The 17,593-nt window shown below is 64.0% G+C and carries 17 protein-coding genes and 1 tRNA gene; 8 read left to right on the top strand and 10 right to left on the bottom strand.

Annotation, left to right across the window (positions count from 1 at the left end):
- Window positions 1-7 precede the first annotated feature (7 nt).
- Window positions 8-673, bottom strand: coding sequence for a glutathione S-transferase family protein (locus ACVIIV_RS07885; RefSeq protein WP_456743686.1), 666 nt, complete (start codon window positions 671-673; stop codon window positions 8-10).
- 166 nt (window positions 674-839) lie between these two features.
- Here ACVIIV_RS07885 and ACVIIV_RS07880 point away from each other — a divergent pair, with 166 nt between their 5' ends.
- The 4 genes from ACVIIV_RS07880 to panE all read left to right on the top strand — a co-directional run bounded on the left by ACVIIV_RS07880 (window position 840) and on the right by panE (window position 4,577).
- Window positions 840-1,418, top strand: a complete 579-nt coding sequence (locus ACVIIV_RS07880; RefSeq protein WP_456743685.1) for a DUF2239 family protein — start codon at window positions 840-842, stop codon at window positions 1,416-1,418.
- A gap of 88 nt (window positions 1,419-1,506) precedes the next feature.
- Window positions 1,507-2,856, top strand: coding sequence for an MATE family efflux transporter (locus tag ACVIIV_RS07875; protein WP_456743684.1), 1,350 nt, complete (start codon window positions 1,507-1,509; stop codon window positions 2,854-2,856).
- Window positions 2,857-2,946: 90 nt separating this feature from the next.
- Window positions 2,947-3,555, top strand: coding sequence for a 2-hydroxychromene-2-carboxylate isomerase (locus ACVIIV_RS07870; RefSeq protein ID WP_456743683.1), 609 nt, complete (start codon window positions 2,947-2,949; stop codon window positions 3,553-3,555).
- 98 nt (window positions 3,556-3,653) lie between these two features.
- Window positions 3,654-4,577, top strand: a complete 924-nt coding sequence (panE, locus tag ACVIIV_RS07865; RefSeq protein ID WP_456743682.1) for a 2-dehydropantoate 2-reductase — start codon at window positions 3,654-3,656, stop codon at window positions 4,575-4,577.
- Window positions 4,578-4,670: 93 nt separating this feature from the next.
- On the opposite strand, the gene ACVIIV_RS07860 is transcribed toward panE, so the two are convergent.
- The 4 genes from ACVIIV_RS07860 to ACVIIV_RS07845 form a co-directional block, all read right to left on the bottom strand.
- Entirely contained in the window at window positions 4,671-5,255 is a 585-nt protein-coding gene (locus ACVIIV_RS07860) for a c-type cytochrome (protein ID WP_456743681.1), read from the bottom strand.
- A 181-nt stretch (window positions 5,256-5,436) separates the two neighbouring features.
- On the bottom strand, window positions 5,437-6,711 hold the full coding sequence (locus ACVIIV_RS07855; protein WP_456743680.1) for a PQQ-dependent sugar dehydrogenase: 1,275 nt from the start codon (window positions 6,709-6,711) through the stop codon (window positions 5,437-5,439).
- 385 nt (window positions 6,712-7,096) lie between these two features.
- Entirely contained in the window at window positions 7,097-8,083 is a 987-nt protein-coding gene (locus ACVIIV_RS07850; protein ID WP_456743679.1) for an NAD-dependent epimerase/dehydratase family protein, read from the bottom strand.
- A 76-nt stretch (window positions 8,084-8,159) separates the two neighbouring features.
- Window positions 8,160-8,234 (bottom strand) — tRNA-Gly (locus ACVIIV_RS07845).
- Window positions 8,235-8,506: 272 nt separating this feature from the next.
- Between ACVIIV_RS07845 and trxA the strand changes: the two genes are divergently transcribed.
- Both trxA and ACVIIV_RS07835 read left to right on the top strand, forming a co-directional pair.
- Window positions 8,507-9,430: a thioredoxin gene (trxA, locus tag ACVIIV_RS07840; RefSeq protein WP_456743678.1), complete on the top strand. Its 924-nt coding sequence runs from the start codon at window positions 8,507-8,509 to the stop codon at window positions 9,428-9,430.
- Between the two features lie 83 nt (window positions 9,431-9,513).
- Window positions 9,514-10,191 carry an LON peptidase substrate-binding domain-containing protein gene (locus tag ACVIIV_RS07835; RefSeq protein ID WP_456743677.1) on the top strand — a complete coding sequence of 226 codons (678 nt, stop codon included), beginning with the start codon at window positions 9,514-9,516 and terminating at the stop codon, window positions 10,189-10,191.
- A 12-nt stretch (window positions 10,192-10,203) separates the two neighbouring features.
- Here the strand turns inward: ACVIIV_RS07835 and ACVIIV_RS07830 are convergent, their stop codons facing one another.
- The 3 genes from ACVIIV_RS07830 to ACVIIV_RS07820 form a co-directional block, all read right to left on the bottom strand.
- Entirely contained in the window at window positions 10,204-12,702 is a 2,499-nt protein-coding gene (locus ACVIIV_RS07830; RefSeq protein ID WP_456743676.1) for an EAL domain-containing protein, read from the bottom strand.
- 202 nt (window positions 12,703-12,904) lie between these two features.
- Entirely contained in the window at window positions 12,905-13,495 is a 591-nt protein-coding gene (locus ACVIIV_RS07825; RefSeq protein ID WP_456743675.1) for a cytochrome b/b6 domain-containing protein, read from the bottom strand.
- Window positions 13,496-13,556: 61 nt separating this feature from the next.
- Window positions 13,557-13,835, bottom strand: coding sequence for a PepSY domain-containing protein (locus ACVIIV_RS07820; RefSeq protein WP_456743674.1), 279 nt, complete (start codon window positions 13,833-13,835; stop codon window positions 13,557-13,559).
- A 324-nt stretch (window positions 13,836-14,159) separates the two neighbouring features.
- Here ACVIIV_RS07820 and ACVIIV_RS07815 point away from each other — a divergent pair, with 324 nt between their 5' ends.
- The gene (locus tag ACVIIV_RS07815) at window positions 14,160-14,357 is read left to right on the top strand and encodes a Trm112 family protein (protein WP_007598651.1); all 198 of its coding nucleotides are present in this window, start codon (window positions 14,160-14,162) and stop codon (window positions 14,355-14,357) included.
- 67 nt (window positions 14,358-14,424) lie between these two features.
- On the opposite strand, the gene ACVIIV_RS07810 is transcribed toward ACVIIV_RS07815, so the two are convergent.
- Entirely contained in the window at window positions 14,425-15,645 is a 1,221-nt protein-coding gene (locus ACVIIV_RS07810) for a ubiquinone biosynthesis hydroxylase (RefSeq protein WP_456743673.1), read from the bottom strand.
- Between the two features lie 223 nt (window positions 15,646-15,868).
- Here ACVIIV_RS07810 and tesB point away from each other — a divergent pair, with 223 nt between their 5' ends.
- The gene (gene tesB, locus ACVIIV_RS07805) at window positions 15,869-16,732 is read left to right on the top strand and encodes an acyl-CoA thioesterase II (RefSeq protein ID WP_456743672.1); all 864 of its coding nucleotides are present in this window, start codon (window positions 15,869-15,871) and stop codon (window positions 16,730-16,732) included.
- Here the strand turns inward: tesB and ACVIIV_RS07800 are convergent.
- Window positions 16,729-17,589 (bottom strand): DUF4339 domain-containing protein, encoded by an 861-nt coding sequence (locus tag ACVIIV_RS07800; RefSeq protein WP_456743671.1) that lies wholly within the window; start codon window positions 17,587-17,589, stop codon window positions 16,729-16,731. The genes tesB and ACVIIV_RS07800 overlap by 4 nt on opposite strands.
- Window positions 17,590-17,593: the final 4 nt, after the last annotated feature.

The raw sequence follows: 17,593 nt of genomic DNA, 5'->3' as shown, positions 1-17,593 counted from the left end.
AGAAACTTTACCGCCCGACCTGATACGGCCCGCCCTTCTCCAGCGCGCGCGCATACGCAGGCCGGGCGTGAATGCGCTCCAGGAACGCCATGGCCTTGGGGTGGCCCTGCTCCAATCCACCGCGGGCTTGAGCCGCTTCGAGTGGAAAGCTCATCTGGATATCGGCCGCGGTGAATTCGCTGCCGGCGAACCATTCGCTCTTGGCAAGCTCGCCTTCCCAATAGTCCATGTGCTGCTTGAGCTGCGGATTGACCAGCGCGGTCAGCGCCTGGTTGCAGACCTTGCGCACCAGCGGGCGCAGCAGTGCCGGCGCGCGCTTCGGCATCAGCGTGAACAGCAGCTTGAGCAGCAGCGGCTGCATCGCGGATCCTTCCGCATAGTGCAGCCAATAGGTGTAGCGCAGCCGCTCCGGCGTGTTCGGCGGCGGGATCAGCCGGCCGTTGCCATAGGTGGCGATGAGATATTCGATGATCGCGCCTGACTCGGCGATGGTGTTGCCGTTGTCGGTGATGACGGGCGACTTGCCGAGCGGATGGATGGCGCGCAGCTCCTTCGGCGCGCGCATGTCCGGCTGGCGCTGATAGCGCACGATCTCGTAAGGAACGCCCAGCTCCTCGAGCAGCCACAGCACGCGCTGCGAGCGGGAATTGTTGAGGTGGTGAACGGTCAGCATCGCGGGGTCCTCAAGGCTTGGGCGTGGTCGATCAAGCGCGCCGTTCGTGCCAGCCCGGAAACACATTGTCGAGCCGTCGGTGCAGATATTTTCACCCGGGTATATTGACGCGGATAATTTACCCGGGTATTAAGCTGTCAACGCGATCAATATGGTAATGATTCCAATGCAAGGGACCTACACTGCCTTCGTCGGCCAGCGCCGGCTGGCCTCCGGCACCGCGGGCGATGTCGCGCTCGCGGTCAAGCGTGCCACGCAGCCGCTGGACCTGCCGATCATCATCTTCGACGATGGGACGGGCCGGTCGATCGATTTCGATCTGCGGGGCGACTTCCGCGAGGTGCTGGCGCGGCTGGCGAAGCTTGCCCCGCCGCCGACTGTGACCGAAGCACCCGCAGAGTCGCGCGGACGCGGCCGGCCGAAACTCGGCGTGGTCGCGCGCGAGGTGACCTTGCTGCCGCGGCACTGGGAGTGGCTCAACGCGCAAGCCGGCGGCGCCTCGGTCGCGCTGCGCAAGCTCGTCGACGAAGCCAGGCGCGCCAGCGGCGACAAGGACCGCGAGCGCCAGGCGCGCGATGCGGCCTATCACTTCATGTCGACCATGGCCGGCGACCTGCCGCAGTTCGAGGAAGCTTCGCGCGCGCTGTTCGCAGACGACCGGCGACGTTTCACCGGGCTGATCGCCGACTGGCCCGCCGACATCCGCGACCACATCGTCAAGCTCGCCTACAGCGACCGCGCTTAAACCGCGCGCCGCTCTTCACAACCCATCGACGGCCGAGCCGCGCATTGCGCGGCAACGGCTTCGCGCGCCCTCATGAAAGGCCAATGCCATGTCTGCCGCAAAACCGCTCTGGTCCACATTCCTCCGCTTCCTCGCACCCCTGATGCTGAGCAACGCGCTCCAATCGCTGTTCGGCACCGTCAGCAACGTGTATCTCGGCCAGATGATCGGCGTCGGCGCGCTCGCCGCGGTCTCGGCATTCTTCCCGGTGATGTTCTTCCTGTTCGCCTTCGTCATGGGCCTGAGCACCGGCGCCACCGTGCTGATCGGCCAGGCCTTTGGCGCGGGCGAACATGGCCGGATCAAGATCATCGTCGGCACGACGCTCGCGGTCGGCCTGCTGCTCTCGGTTGCGATTGCACTCGTCGGCGGACTCTTCAGCCGGCACCTGATGATCATGCTCGCCACGCCCGCGGACATTCTCGATGAAGCCAGCGCCTATGCACGCATTATGCTGTTGACCATGCCGCTCGGCTTTGTCTTCCTGCTGATGACGGCAATGATCCGCGGCGTCGGCGATGGACTGACGCCGCTGCTGGCGCTGGCCTTGTCGACAGCGATCGGCCTGATCCTGACGCCGATGCTGATCCGCGGCACGTTCGGATTGCCGGCCGCCGGCATCACCAGTCCTGCCTGGGCGGCTACGATCGCCAACGCGCTGACGCTGATCGTGCTGGCCGTCTATCTGCTGCGGCGAAAGCACGCGCTCGCACCGGACGCGACGCTGCTGCGTCACCTGCGGCTGAACGGCGCCGTGCTCGGCAAAGTCCTCGGCATCGGCCTGCCGAGCGCGATCGGCATGGTGGTGATGGCGATCGCGGAGCTTGTGCTGCTCGGCCTTGTCAACGACTTCGGCTCGAATGCCACCGCCGCCTATGGCGCCGTCAACCAGGTGATGGGCTACACGCAGTTCACGGCGATGTCGATCTCGATCGCCGTCTCAATCCTCAGTGCCCAGGCCGTCGGCGGCGGCGACCGAGCCCGGCTCGACGGCATCGTGCGGACGGGCCTTGCGCTCAACATCGTGCTGACCGGCGGACTGGTGGCGCTGATCTATCTCGCGCCGCGCGCGGTGCTCGGTATCTTCATCACCGACGGCGCCGTGCTGGATCTGGCGAAGGGATTGCTCAACATCGCCTTGTGGAGCTCGGTGCCGTTCGGGCTCGCCACCGTGTTCTCGGGCGCGATGCGCGGCGCCGGCGTCGCGTTGACGCCGATGCTGCTGTCGATCTTCGCGATCGTCGCGATCGAGCTGCCGGCGGCGGTGATCCTGAGCCGCACGGTCGGTCTTGAGGGCGTGTGGGCTGCCTACCCGATCGTGTTCTGCGCCATGTTCGTTTTGCAGATGGGCTATTACCTCCTGGTGTGGCGCAAGCAGGCGGTGCGACGCCTGATCTGACCCTCAAAGTATTATGACCATCATTAAACGGTGGACCTGTGGCGCGGCCTGCGCCACAATGAGCAAAAAGCGACGTCAGGGAGAATGATATTGACCCGCACCGCCCCGCAATTCCTGTTCGACTTCGGCAGCCCCAACGCCTATCTCAGCCATCTGGCGATTCCGGCGATCGAGCAACGGATCGGCGTCAAGTTCGAATATGTGCCGATCCTGCTCGGCGGCATCTTCAAGTCGACCAACAACAGGTCGCCGGCCGAGACGCTGGCCGGCATCAAGAACAAGCGCGAATTCCAGGCGGTCGAGACCGAGCGCTTCATCAAGCGCTTCCATGTCCAGCCCTATGTCTGGAATCCGCATTTTCCCGTCAACACGCTGAACCTGATGCGCGCGGCGATCGCGGCGCAGCTCGAGGGCGTGTTCGAGAAATATGTCGAGGCCGCCTTCCACCACATGTGGCGCGAGCCGAAGAAGATGGACGATCCTGAAGTCGCGGCGAAGGCGCTGGCGTCCTCCGGCCTCGATGCGCAAAAACTGTTCGCCCGTGCCGGGGAACCCGAGGTGAAGGGCAGGCTGATCAAGAACACCGAGGAGGCGGTTGCCCGGGGCGCGTTCGGCTCGCCGACCTTCTTCGTCGGCAACGAGATGTTCTTCGGCAAGGAGCAGCTCCGCGAGGTCGAGGAGATGGTGTCGGGAAAGTGAAGCGCGCGAATGGCGAGTAGCGAATAGCGAGTGGAAATCGGGCCTACTATTCGTTACTCCCTATTCGCCATTCGCCAGAAATAGAACGGAGCTCTCGCATGCGTATTCTCGTGGTCGGCGCCGGCGCCATCGGCGGCTATTTTGGTGGCAGGCTGTTGCAGGCCGGCCGCGACGTCACTTTCCTGGTCCGGCCACGACGCGCCAGCGAGCTTGCGAGCGCCGGTCTCGTCATCAAGAGCCCGAATGGCGACGTGACCTTGAAAAATCCGCCGACCGTGCCGGCGGACGGGCTCAAGGACAAGTTCGACGTCGTGCTGTTGAGCTGCAAGGCGTTCGACCTCGACGATGCCATCAAGTCGTTCGCGCCGGCGGTCGGGCCTAACACCGCCGTCATCCCGATGCTCAATGGCATGAAGCACCTGGACACGCTGGATGCCAAGTTCGGCAAGGAGCGCGTGCTCGGCGGCCTCTGCGCCATCGCCGCGACACTCAACGAGAAGCGCGAGGTGGTGCAGCTCCAACCGATGCAGTCGATCAATTACGGCGAGCGCGACGGCAACATGTCGGACCGGGTGAAGGCGATCGATGAGGCCTTCAAGAGCGGCATCACTGGCGCTGCCGCCAGCCAGAACATCATGCAAGATATGTGGGAGAAGTGGGTGTTCCTCTCCTCGCTCGCGGCATCCACCAGCCTGATGCGCGCCTCGGTCGGCAACATTCTTGCGGCTCCCGGCGGCCGGGATTTCCTGCTCGGCATGCTGGACGAGACCAGCGCGATCGCCGCCGCGTCGGGCTATCCGCCGGGCGGGCCGTTCTTCGAGCGGGTGAAGGGCAATCTCACCACCGAGGGCTCGCCGTTGACCGCGTCGATGTTCCGCGACATCAAGGCGGGCCTGCCGGTCGAGGCCGATCACGTCATCGGCGATCTCATCGCGCGCGCCGACGCCGCCAAGGTGCCGGTGCCGAAGCTGCGCATCGCCTACACGCATCTGAAGGCGTATGAGAAGCAGCGGGCGGGGTAGCTGCAGCTACAATCTCGGCTGTCGTCCCGGATCTACGCGCGCTTTGGGCGCGCTTGTCCGGGACGACGGCGGAGTTTGTGGCTACACCTTCCGCTACTGCAAATGCGCGAGATAGTGCGAGACCGCCGTGATTTCCTCATCGCTCATGTGATAGGCGACATCGGCCATTGCGGCGACGCCGCCGCCGACGCGCTGGCCGGCCTTGTAGTCGTGCAGCGCCTTGGCGAGATATTCCTCGCGCTGGCCTGCGAGCCGCGCCACCGCCTTGGTGCCGGCATAGGTGTCCGTATGACATGAGGCGCAGCGGCGGCCGGCGGCAACCTGCGCGCCCTTTTTCGACAGGTCCGGATCCTTGTCCTCGGGTCCCTTCGGCGGCGTCAAGGAGGCGAAGTAGGCGCCGAGATTGCGAATGTCCTCGTTGCTGATTTCCTCGACGATCGGCTGCATCTGGTCGTTCTTGCGCGAGCCGGCACGGAAGAACACGAGCTGCCATTGCAGGAATTGATCGGGCTGGCCGGCGAGCGAGGGGATGTTCTCGGTCTGCGAGATGCCATTCTCGCCGTGACAGCCGGCGCAGACGGAGGCTTTTTCCTTGATCGCGGTGTTGTCGGCGGCTCGGGCCAGGATAGATGAAAGCAGAAGCGTCGCACACAGAATTCCGAACCGAACGACCCGCATCGCTGATTTCTCCGGCTGTCATTGCCGGGCCAGACCCGACAATCCATCCATATTGAAAAATTTGTCGTTTGATGGATGCCCGGATCAAGTCCGGGCATGACGAAGGCGTTCCATTGCAACTCTGTCACAAGCAAAAGAGGCTGCGGCCGGCGCGCGGTCGCAGCCTCTTCTCGTGTCAGCGCTACTTCTTGCTGTAGCTGATGCGGTAGATCGCGCCGGCCCAGTCGTCGGCAACGAGGATCGATCCGTCCTTGGCGAGGATGATGTCGGCGGGACGGCCGAGATAACCCTGGTCGCCTTCGAGCCAGCCGGAGGCGAAGATCTCCTGCTTGGGGTTCTTGCCGTCGGGCCCGACGATCACGCGCACGATGCGCGCGCCCTGGTACTTGTGGCGATTCCAGGAGCCGTGCTCGGCGATCAGGATGTTGTTCTTGTAGTCGGCGGGGAATTGGTCGCCGGTGTAGAACTTCATGCCGAGCGGAGCGACATGGGCGCCGAGATTCAGCACGGGAGGCGTGAACTCGGAGCATTTGTGGCCCATCGCGAACTTGTCGTCAGGCAGATTGCCCTGGTGGCAATAGGGATAGCCGAAATGCTCGCCGATCCGGCTGATCATGTTCAGCTTGTCTGAGGGCAGATCATCGCTGATCCAGTCGCGGGCATTCTCGGTGAACCAGAGCTTGCCGGTACGCGGATCGACGTCGCCGCCGACCGAGTTGCGGACGCCGAGCGCCCAGATTTCGGCGTTGCCGGTCTTGGGATCGACGCGACGGATCTGCGACACGCTGGTCGGCGGGATGCCGATGTTGAAGGGTGGTCCGAACGGCAGGAAGAACCAGCCCTCCTTGTCGACCGCGATGTACTTCCAGCCATGCGCGGCATAGGACGGCATGTCGTCATAGACGACCTTGCCCTGGCCGAGATTGTCCAGATTGGCTTCGGCGTTGTCGTAGCGGATCAGCTTGTCGACGGCGATGACGTAGAGCGCGCCGTCCTTGAAGGCGAGACCGGTGGGCATGTTCAGCCCCTTGAGCACGGTCTTGACCTCTTTCTTTCCGTTGTTGTCCTTGATGGCATAGACGTTGCCGAGGCCGAACGAGCCGACGAACAACGTGCCCTTGTCACCCCAGGCCATCTGCCGCGCGGCCAGCACGCCGGAGGCGTAGACCTCGATCTTGAAGCCCGGCGGCAGCTTGATCTTCTTGACGATGTTGGCGAGCTCGGCATCGGAGGCGCCGGTCGGCGGACCCGATGGCGGCGCAAGGCCCTTCTGCGCCTCGGTCTCGTCGCCGAGGAACCAGTCGTCCGGCGGATGGGTCCAGAATTCCTTGGTGCCGGATTCGTATTTCTTCAGCGGCTTGCTCTTGTCCTGCTGTTGCGCATTGCCGGCGCCGGTCCCCGCGAGAAGGGCCACGGCCGCAAGCGCCAACACGGATCGATGGAACATCGATATCATCGCATCACTCCCCTAAGGCAGCCGTCAGGGCTGCGCGTTATTTTGTTTTGCTAGTCGAGAGGCGAAGTTTTGAGCCCGTCGGGACGACAGACGCAAAAAAAGGTTAGCACATCTGCCAATAGTGAGAAGCGCGCCGGATGCAGCGCGGCTGCGCGCGTTAGAAATTGAGACGGAATGTCAATGGAGGGACGAACGCTGCGACGAACGCACTCTCGCTGCAATGCGAAATCAAATGCGCGCGTGGATCGTCTTCAGACGGCCGGAGGGCATGGACTTAAAAAAATGCGAAAACAACCCCATGCACAGTAGAACGGCTTAAGCTGACCCACTCCCGGTGACACCGGACAGACATTTGAAGCGTCGAGCAAAATAGCAATGACGGCGCTCACGAGGCGACGGGGTAGGGTCCGTCGTCGAACTGCGTGTCGTGATAGCCTTTCGAACCAACCTCGCGCGCGATCGAGCTGCGAAAATCGCGGTCATCTCGCAGGCTGCGCAGCACATGCGCGAAGTCGAATTCGGGCCTCCAGCCGAGCTCACGCCGTGCATGCTCATTGACATAGACGCGGTCGATCGCGGGCAAGAGCCGCCAACCGCGCGCCGCATAGAGCTGCGCACACTGCGGATAGAGCTCGCGCACGACACTGGCGGCATCGCGCGCCAGCGCGGCGAGATGACGTTGCTCGAACGGACTCGTGGCCGAGACGATGTAGCGGGCGAATCCGATTCTGGGCGCGCGCTCGGCGGCGAGCAGATGGGCGCTCACCGCGTCCGCGATATCCAGCCGGCGATAGAGCAACTCGTTGGCCTGCGCGTTGTCCAGCGGATAAGCCGACCGCATCGCCGGATCGTCATCGTCCTCCGGAAAGAAGCGCGAGGTCCGCAGGACGACGACCGGCAGGGCGCGCTCGCGAAAGAACAGCTCGCAGAGGTGCTCGGCCATCAGCTTGGTGGTGCCGTAGATGTTCTTCGGCACCGACGGCAGCTCCTCGGTGACCCACACGGCCGGCTCCCCCGCCTCGGGACGGAGCTGCGAGCCGAACGCGCTGGTGGTGCTGGTGAAGACAAAACTCTTCACACCAGCCGCCGCGGCCGCCTCGAGCAGGTTGAGCGTGCCGGTGACATTGGTGTCGACAAAGTCCTGCCTGGAGTGGGTCGCCACATGCGGCTTGTGCAGCGTCGCGGTGTGGATCACCGCAGTGACGCCGTCCATCTGGCGCCGCACGAAGTCGGCATCGACGATCGAGCCGACCGCATCGGTGAAGGGGGAGGGCTTGAGATCAAGCCCGCGCACGGGCAGACCGCGCCCCCGGAGCGTCCGCAGAATGGCCTCCCCGAGGTGACCCGCGCTGCCCGTGACCAGAATTGTCATATCAGATCCAATACAGCCGTCAGCGGCGTGGAAAACCACGGCCCGACCCGGTTTGGCTGGATGCTCTGGGAAAAATTGGAGCGGGCGAAGGGGCTCGAACCCTCGACCCCGACCTTGGCAAGGTCGTGCTCTACCACTGAGCTACACCCGCATCCTGTGTCGGTCGCATGACGCGCCGGCAACGGCTGTCGTATGCCAAAAGCGGGAGGGGAATGCAACAGCTACCGGCGGCATCAATTCGCAATTGAGGGCCCCATATGGACCCCGAACGTGGCCAAATCGACCGGAAAAGCCCAGGAACCGGCGAATCGGGGTGCCTGGATTGAAATTCGGCCCATTCGGCCCAATTTAGGAGCCGACAACAAGCATATGATGTGGCGGCGTGCTAAAGAGCGGCCATTCCAGACATGACGAGGGGATCCCGTGACGATCATCGACCAGGGTAACGGAGCGGCGGGCCCGGCTGCGGCCGACCTGATCAAGGACACCACCACCCAGACCTTCGTGAAGGACGTCATCGAGGAATCGAAGCGCCAGCCGGTGCTGATCGATTTCTGGGCGGAGTGGTGCGGCCCCTGCAAGCAGCTCACCCCCGTGCTGGAGAAGGCGGTGAAGGCGGCCAAGGGCAAGGTCAAGCTGGTCAAGATGAACATCGACCAGCATCCGGCGATCCCGGGCCAGATGGGCATCCAGTCGATCCCGGCCGTGATCGCTTTCGTCAACGGCCAGCCGGCCGACGGTTTCATGGGCGCGGTGCCGGAGAGCCAGGTCAACGCCTTCATCGAGCGGCTGACCAAGGGCGTCACCGCGCCGGGCGAGGTCAACGTCGCCGAGATCGTGCAGGAGGCCGAAGCGGTGCTCGCGGAGGGCGACGCCGCGGCGGCGGCGCAGATCTATGCCGAGGCGCTCCAGCATGATTCGACCAATATCGCGGCGCTTGCGGGCCTTGCGAAGTGCTACGCCGTCTCCGGCGCGATGGAGCAGGCCAAGCAGACACTGGCCATGGTGCCGGAATCCAAGCGCAACGACCCGGCCGTGAAGGCCGTGCAGACCGCGATCGATCTCGCCGAGCAGGCGAAATCGCTCGGACCGGTCGCCGAGCTGGAACAGAAAGTCGCCGCAAACCCGCTCGATCATCAGGCCCGGTTCGACCTCGCCACCGCGCTCAACGCACAAGGCAATCGCGCGGCTGCGACCGAGCAGTTGCTCGAGATCGTCAAGCGCGACCGCAAATGGAACGACGACGGCGCCCGCAAGCAGCTGGTGCAGTTCTTCGAGGCCTGGGGCGGCACGGATGATGCAACCGTCGAGGGACGCAAGCGTTTGTCGACGGTCCTGTTTTCGTAGGCCCTCTTTTGAGCATGATCTGTTCGGAAAACCGCTCCACACTTTTCCGGATCATGCGCTAGCAACGCCAGGGGACCGGGCAGATGCCGATCAACATCGAATATCGCGGGCCCGCCGACCTCCCGGAGATCATCCCGGTCTTTCCGCTGCCGGGCGCGCTGCTGCTGCCCCGCGGCCAGATGCCGCTCAACATCTTCGAGCCGCGCTATCTCGCGATGGTCGACGATTCCTTCCGCGATGGCCATCGCCTGATCGGCATGATCCAGCCCGACATCGCGCACTCGCCGAGGAATTCCGACAAGCCGGCGCTGTTCCGCGTCGGCTGCGTCGGCCGCATCACCCAGCTCGCCGAATCCGGCGACGGCCGCTACATCCTCGAGCTCACCGGCGTTTCGCGCTTCAAGGTGGTCGAGGAGCTTGAGGTGCTCACCGCCTATCGGCAGTGCAAGGTGGACTTCTTCGCTTTCGTCGACGACTTCACCGCGCGCATGGGCGAGGAGGAGGTCGATCGCGAGGCGCTGCTATCGGTGCTCGCGGACTTCCTGAAGGCCAATAATCTCAAGGTCGACTGGGAAGGCGTCGAGAGCGCGCCCAATGAGGCGCTCGTCAACGCGCTGGCGATGATGTCGCCCTATGGTCCCGCGGAGAAGCAAGCGATGCTGGAGGCGCCCGACTTGAAGACCCGCGCCGAAATCCTGATCGCCGTCACCGAGATGGACCTCGCCAAGAAGCGCACCAGCGGCGATCCGCCGCTGCAGTGAGGCTCTGAAGGCTCAGGCAGCGCGGATGGCTGCTTCGTCTCGTCGCAACATTCTGGCGGTGTCCGATGCAGGCATCGGCCGGCTGAAATAATAGCCTTGCGTTTCAACGCACCCCTCTTCGCGGAGGATGTCGAGCTGCTCCTTCGTCTCGACGCCTTCGGCAGTCGTCGTCTTGCCAAGGCTGACTGCGAAACGCACCACTGCGCGCGAGAGATGGCGCGCCTCTGCCCGGGCGCTGGAGAGCTCGGCGACGAAACTGCGGTCGATCTTGACCTTGTCGAACGGGAATCTCTGCAGAAAGCTCAGGGATGAATAGCCGGTGCCGAAATCGTCCAGGGCGATTCGCACGCCGAGATCGCGCAGCTGAGCGAGCACCGCGAAAACGGCCTCGCTGTCATGCATGATCACCGTCTCGGTGACCTCGAGCTCGAGCCTGTGCGGTGCAAGTCCTGAACTCGCCAGCGCGCCGACGATGACCGGAACAAGCTCCTTGCTCCTGAATTGAGCGGGCGACAGGTTGATTGCGATCCTGACATGTGCAGGCCATTTGGCGGCTTCGGCGCAGGCGGTCCTCAAGACCCATTCTCCCAACGGCACGATCAAGCCGGTCTCCTCCGCAAGCGGGATGAATTCGCCGGGCAAGACCAGGCCTCGCTGCGGGTGATGCCAGCGCAGCAACGCCTCGAAGCCGCAGGTCTTGCCGGTCGCGGCGCCGACGAACGGCTGGTAGTGAAGTTCGAATTGACGGCCGGCAAGCGCATCTCGCATGTCGCGCTCCAGGTTGCGTCGCGCATGCATGAGCTCGTCGAGCTCCGGCTCGAAGAAGCGGAATGCACCACGTCCACCGCTCTTGGCCGAGTAGAGGGCGAGATCCGCGCTCTTCAAGATCACGTCGGAATCGTTGCCGTCGCGCGGCGCGATGGCAATGCCGATGCTGGTGCCCACCGTGACCCGGTGATCGCCGAGATCGAAGGGTTCGCAAAGCGCCTTTCTGATGTTCTCGGCGAGTGCGGCGGCCTCCACGGCCGGGCTGGTCACGTAGTCGATGACCGCGAACTCGTCGCCGCCCAGCCGGGCAATCAATGCGGTTTCCGTGACGCATTCGCGCAGACGCGCGGCGACGGCGCGCAGCAGGGCATCGCCCGCCGGATGTCCAAGCGTGTCGTTGACTTCCTTGAAGCGATCGAGGTCGAGCATGAGCACGGCCAGATCGAGGCCGCCGCTGCGCGTCACCGCAATCGCATGCTCCATCCGTTCCCTGAGCAGCACGCGATTTGGCAGATCGGTCAGCGCGTCGTGTTGTGCCATATGGATGATCTTGGCCTCGGACCGGCGTTGCTCGGTCACATCGAGATGCGTGGCCACCCATCCGCCACCGGCCATTGGCTGTCGCGTCACGCAGATCAACCGGCCATCCGCAAACTCATCGATCCTGCTCGAGACGGCATCGAACGGCAAGGCCGCCAGTTTCGAGATGAATTGCTCGGCGGCACCCTCGCTGGGATCGCCCTTGAGAATTCCCTTCACGATACGATGCCTGATGATGTCCGAGTGCGACGTCCCCGTCCTCAGCAGTTCCGGCGGCAGCCGATAGAGCCGGGCATAACGCTCGTTGCAGACTACAAGCCGCTTATCGGCATCGAACATGCAAAGGCCTTCGACCATGTAGTTGATGGCGGTGTCCAGCCTGAGCTTCTGTTCCTGCAATTCCTTTTGCGAGTCTTCGAGTTGCAGCCGGGCGACCGAAAGCTGGGTGATGATCTCCTCGAACTTGGCGGTTCGGGTTGCCAGACGACGATCGGCCAGCACGCCGATCAAGCTCATCCCGAGCACGGACAATGCCACACCGGCGATGGCGAGCGCGAGGAAGGCCGGAGAAAGCGAAAGGGTATCGGTCGCGAGCGTGGGATCTGGCGTGATCTGCACGGCACCCATGGCCGTGAAGTGATGCGACACGATGGCGAGCGTCAGCAGGACTGCCGCTGCGAGCGTGCCCCGATAGCCCTGATAGGTAAGCGCGACCGCCAGCGCGGCGTAGCCGAGACACATGCCCAGGATGATCGAGACAAGCACGAGATCCACGGACCAAGAGATTCGACCCGGCACTTCAAGGGCCCACATCCCGAGATAGTGCATGCTGGCAATGCCGCCGCCGATGATGACACCCCCTGCCGCCGCGCGCCAGCGGCCGGAGGTGCCGACCGCAACGCCGAAACCGATCGATGTCAGGAGCATTGCCGCAGCGAGAGAAGATGCCGTCAGCACGATGCCGTAGCCCGTCGTAACGCCAGGCTCGTAGGCGAGCATCGCGACGAAATGCGTCGCCCAGATGCCGTATCCGATGGCCGCGCCGGCAATCGTGATCCAGATCCAGCGCGTTCTCGCGCGCGTCGCGATCGCACGATGAAAGATGCTGACCGCGCCAATACTGGCAACGAAGCAGACCAGGCCAGCAAGCACGACGAGGCGCCAATCGTGCTGGGTCGCAAGGCAGGAGAAAACGCGGAACATCCAATATCGCTCCATCGTCAATACTGTCGATGGTGGATGGGCTAAACGTGCTTCGCGTTAATTTTGTGCAACGCCTGATTGCATGCTTACCGGCGGGTTAACGTCGGCCACACGATTTGATCTGCCGCGCATTTGCGCATGAGGCCGCAGCGCGATCGCGCCCGACCCGAGCGACGAAAGGCGCGCAACGATCGCAACGAACTTAGAGATGGCCGCGGATGCGCTTGCGTCCGGTGATCATCGCGCGGATCAGATTCTCGCGCTGCAAAACTCCCATCAGCACCACGCCCGCGACGTGGAGCACGACCAGGACGATGACAGCATCCGATGAATAGTGGTGGGCGTCTTCGACCCACCACACGCCGAAGAACGTGACGGTGACCGACATCGCTCCCGTGATCGTCGAGACGGCGAGCGAGACCAGGAGCGCGACCAGCATCAACGTGCCGGCCGGATTGAGCCCGATATAGCGGCCGGTGATGCCGCGACGCAGATTCCAGAGATAGCGAGGCGACGCGCGCAGCCTGACGCCGACCATCCTGAAGCGCGAATAGCGGCTTCCCCAGAAGCCCCAGACCAGCCGAAAAGCGAGAAGCCCCAGCACGGCATAGCCGACCACGCGGTGAAGGCCGTCATAAACGGTCGGCGTGAACCACGCGGCCAGAACGCCGGCCGCGAGAGCCCAGTGCCAGAGGCGCAGCGGAAGGTCCCAGACCGCGACCGTCCGCGGAGCGGTTCGCTCGGCGGGGGTCCGGTCGGACACCCCGCGCGCGTCTGGCGCTTGTTCGATCAAGCGAAGACCCACCCTCAAGCCTTGCTTTGCGCAGATTGCGTCGTGCGATCGACGTCGCAGCCTACTTGGCGATCGTGTGCTTCAGGCTGAGATCCTCGGGGCTGTAGAACAGCTCGTAGAGCTTGCCTTCCTTGACGCCGTAGACCTCGTAGCACGAGCCTTCGACCTTGGAGCGCCGTACCTCATAGCCCAGTGCCTTGGCCTTGGCTTCGGCTTCGCTGGCCGGCTTCCACGACGCCTTGTCGAGCTTGGTGCAGTCCTTGAAACCGTCGGCCATGGCCGTCGATCCCGCGCCAATCCCGATCGTCAGTGCAATGGCAACAACACGAAAGACCTTCACGAACCTCTCCTCCTCTGTCGTGGGCGCACCGCGGAGCCGCGGAGCCGCGGAGCGCACCGAAGGAAGCAAAGGAGGTGGTGAAGTCAATCGGGTACGGGCCTGGTTCGCTTTAGATAACTTCTAACATGTGCGAAAACGCGAGCACTCTCTGCGCACAATGCGGAGTTGCCCCGCCGGCGAGCGTGGCGACGATCCAGTGCCGGCCGCTGCCGGCGACGCGGCTTCAGGCCCTGCTCGACGAGCTCCTGGGCATGCTCGCCGCTTAGGCCCGTGATGGCGGGCGCGCGTTTCTGTGCTAAAGGCAACCGACTGCCGGAGACCCCAATGAACGCGCCCACCGAACGTCCCGAAGCCAGCGTCGATCCCAAATTGCTGGAGATTCTGGTCTGCCCGCTGACCAAGGGTCCGCTGGAGTTCGATTCTGCAAAGCAGGAGCTGATCTCGCGCAGCGCCAAGCTCGCCTATCCCATTCGCGACGGCATCCCGATCATGCTGCCGGAAGAGGCGCGCAAGATCGATTAGCGGCCGCGAATAGGGAATGGCGAATAGCGAATGGATCCACTCGCTATTGGCTACTCACCATTCGCCCTCACAACGCCTCGCCCTTCAACAGCCGCGGCACCTCGCCGGTGAGCCCTGCGGCCTGACGGATGAAGAGGTTCTTCAGCGGCGGGGCGCGGTCGACGAGGCCGAGGCCAATGTCGCGCACCGTGCGCAACAGCGTCGACTGGTTGGAGAACAGGAAGTTCAGCGAGTTGGTGGCAACGCCCATCGCCATGGTATCGAAGCGGCGCCAGCGCTGGTAGCGCTCGAGCACGTCGGCGCCGCCGATATCCATGCCGAGCCGCGCGGCATCGACTACGACCTCGGCCAGCGCGGCGACGTCCTTCAGGCCCATGTTCAGGCCCTGACCCGCGATCGGGTGGATGACGTGGGCGGCATCGCCGACCAGCGCGAGGCGTTCGGCGATGAAGGACCGCGCGACGAAATACGACAGCGGAAACGCACGCGGCTTGTCGAGCGCCTTCACCTCGCCGAGATGCAGGCCGAAGCGCTGCTCGAGCTCGCTGTGAAATTCCTCGTCGCTGAGCGCAATGATGCGCGCGGCCTCAGCTCGGCGCTCGGTCCATACCAGCGAGGAGCGTTTTCCCGACAGCGGCAGGATCGCGAACGGGCCCGCCGGCAGGAAATGCTCTTCGGCGCGGCCTTCGTGATCGCGCTCATGGCCGACGGTGACGATGATGCCGGACTGATCGTACTCCCAGCCATGGGTGACGATGCCGGCGCGCTCGCGCAGCTTCGACCGCGCGCCATCGGCAGCGACCAGCAGGCTGGCTGCGATCACGCTGCCGTCGCCGAGCGTCACGTCGATGCCGTCGGAACGTGCGTCGTAGGATGCGACCGGGGTGGCGCGGAGATCGATGCCCTCGGCCTCGGCACGCACCACCAGCGCATCGATCAGGTGGCGGTTCTCGACCATATGCGCGAAGGGCTCGCCCGGCGCGACATCGCCGGCAAAGTTGAGGAACACCGGACGGGTGGCGTCCTCGAGCTTGGAATCGGTGACGACCATGTCGAGGATCGGCTGCGCCTCGCTCCTGACGTCGTCCCAGGCGCCGATCGTCTCGAACAGGCGGCGGCAGGCGGCCACGATCGCGGTGGCGCGGGGGTCGCGGCTCGGCCGCATGCTGAGCGCGGGATCGGCGACGATGACGGGAATCTCGGGACCCAGCCCCTGGCGCAGCGCCAGGGCCAGCGCGAGCCCCGCAAACGCGCCGCCACCGATGACAATGCTACCCTGTACCGACATACCAAGCTTCCCGGTCAATTCTCGGTCTTGCTAGCAGACTTGAGCTGGGCGAAACAGTGCGGTGAAACGAGGGCGGAACGGCCTCTTTCGGTCATTCCGGGGGCGCGCAACGCGCGAACCCGGAATCCAGAGGATATCAGCTCGAGATTCTCAGGTGCGCACTTGCGCACCAGGGTTCGCACTGCGTGCGCCCCGGAATGACGCGGCATTAGAAAGCACCATCATGTCCAAAGGCCTGATTGACCTCATTGCGATCCTCGATCTCGAACAGCTCGAGGTGAACCTGTTCCGCGGCAACAGCCCGAAGACGAGCTGGCAGCGGGTCTTTGGAGGCCAGGTGATCGGGCAGGCCATGGTGGCGGCCTGCCGCACGGTCGAAGGACGGCTGCCGCATTCGCTGCATTGTTATTTCATCCTGCCGGGTGATCCGCAGATCCCGATCATCTACCAGGTCGAGCGCCTGCGCGACGGCAAGAGCTATTCGACCCGCCGCGTCACCGCGATCCAGCACGGCAACGCGATCTTCTCGATCATGGTGTCGTTCCACGCCGAGGAGGAGAGTGCGTTCGACCACCAGGACAAGATGCCCGATGTGCCGCCGCCGGAAAAACTCACGGCGGAGGAGGTGGCGAAGCAGCCGATGTTCAAGGAGATGCCGGAGTTCATCCGCCGCTACTATGAATCCGATCGTCCGATCGAGCTGCGCCCGGTCGAGCTCGGCCGTTATTTCGGCCAGAAGATCGACGACGGCCGCATTCACGTCTGGATCAAGACCGCGGCGAAGTTGCCGGACGATCCGGCGCTGCATATGTGCGCGCTCGCCTACGCCTCCGATTTCTCGCTGCTCGATGCGGTCATGGCGCGCTACGGCCGCACGCTGTTCGACAAGCGCATGATGCCGGCGAGCCTCGATCACGCGATGTGGTTTCACCGCCCGTTCCGCGCCGACGAATGGCTGCTTTACGCGCAGGATTCGCCGAGCGCGCAATCGGGCCGCGGCCTGACCCGCGGCTCCATCTTCAAGCCGGACGGGACACTGGTCGCCTCCGTCGCGCAGGAAGGTTCTGTGCGCGAGCGGAAGTCCTAAATTGTCGCCCTCGTGCGCTCGACGAGCACGAACTGTGTCGTGCCCCAGGCAAAATACCAGCGCAGCAGCCATGGGATCGGAATGATGAAAAGGCATCCGAGACAAAACGCGATGGTGCGCCAAAGCAGTTGAAGACCGGTGGCGGTAAAGATCATCTCGCGGCGCGTTCCGCTGACGTGACGGCAAATCCATCGCGTCCACGCGGCCATGACCCAGGCCCAGCCGATGATCGTGAACACGGCGAGGAGCATGAGGATCTGCCAGCCGATGAAACCCCAGACGCTGCCGGTGAACGTCATCGGCAGCGGCTGACCATTCGAGCTGATATTGGCGACCACCCAGCGTATGAGCACCCAAGACAAGATCGCCTGAATCGGTATCGTCAGGATCTGAAGGGTGCTGTCGATATGGCCCAAATAGCCCGCCAGCGCCATCCCGATAAAGACGTACCAGAGGTCCCCAACCTGGCCGGTAAAGGTGAGGTTCGGCCGCTGCGGAATGTGCATGCGCGGGAAGAGCCAGCGATAATAGCCTGTCCCGGTCCAGGGCGACGGGATCACCAGGAGACTGCCGATTATCAGCAGAATCCACCATCCCAGGAACGACCAGACGGGCAGGTCCACCGATAGCGGGCCGCTGGTGCCGCCCGAGCCGCCATCGACTGGCAAGGACGACGGCGCGGCGCCGGGAACGAGACCCGGCACGTCACCGGCCTTCTGCCAGCCCGCCAACCCTTCAGCCCAGACCAACGTCGCGGCGGTCACCGTGCCCTGGACGACGAGATCGCGGAACTGCGCCTCCGGAAACGGACCTTTCTGCTGGCCGCCAGATGCGTGAAACCAGATGCGATTCGACATCTCG

Source organism: Bradyrhizobium sp. USDA 4354, assembly GCF_054060315.1.
The sequence above is the reverse complement of the archived record's forward strand: the minus strand, read 5'-3'. Positions and strand labels throughout refer to the sequence as shown.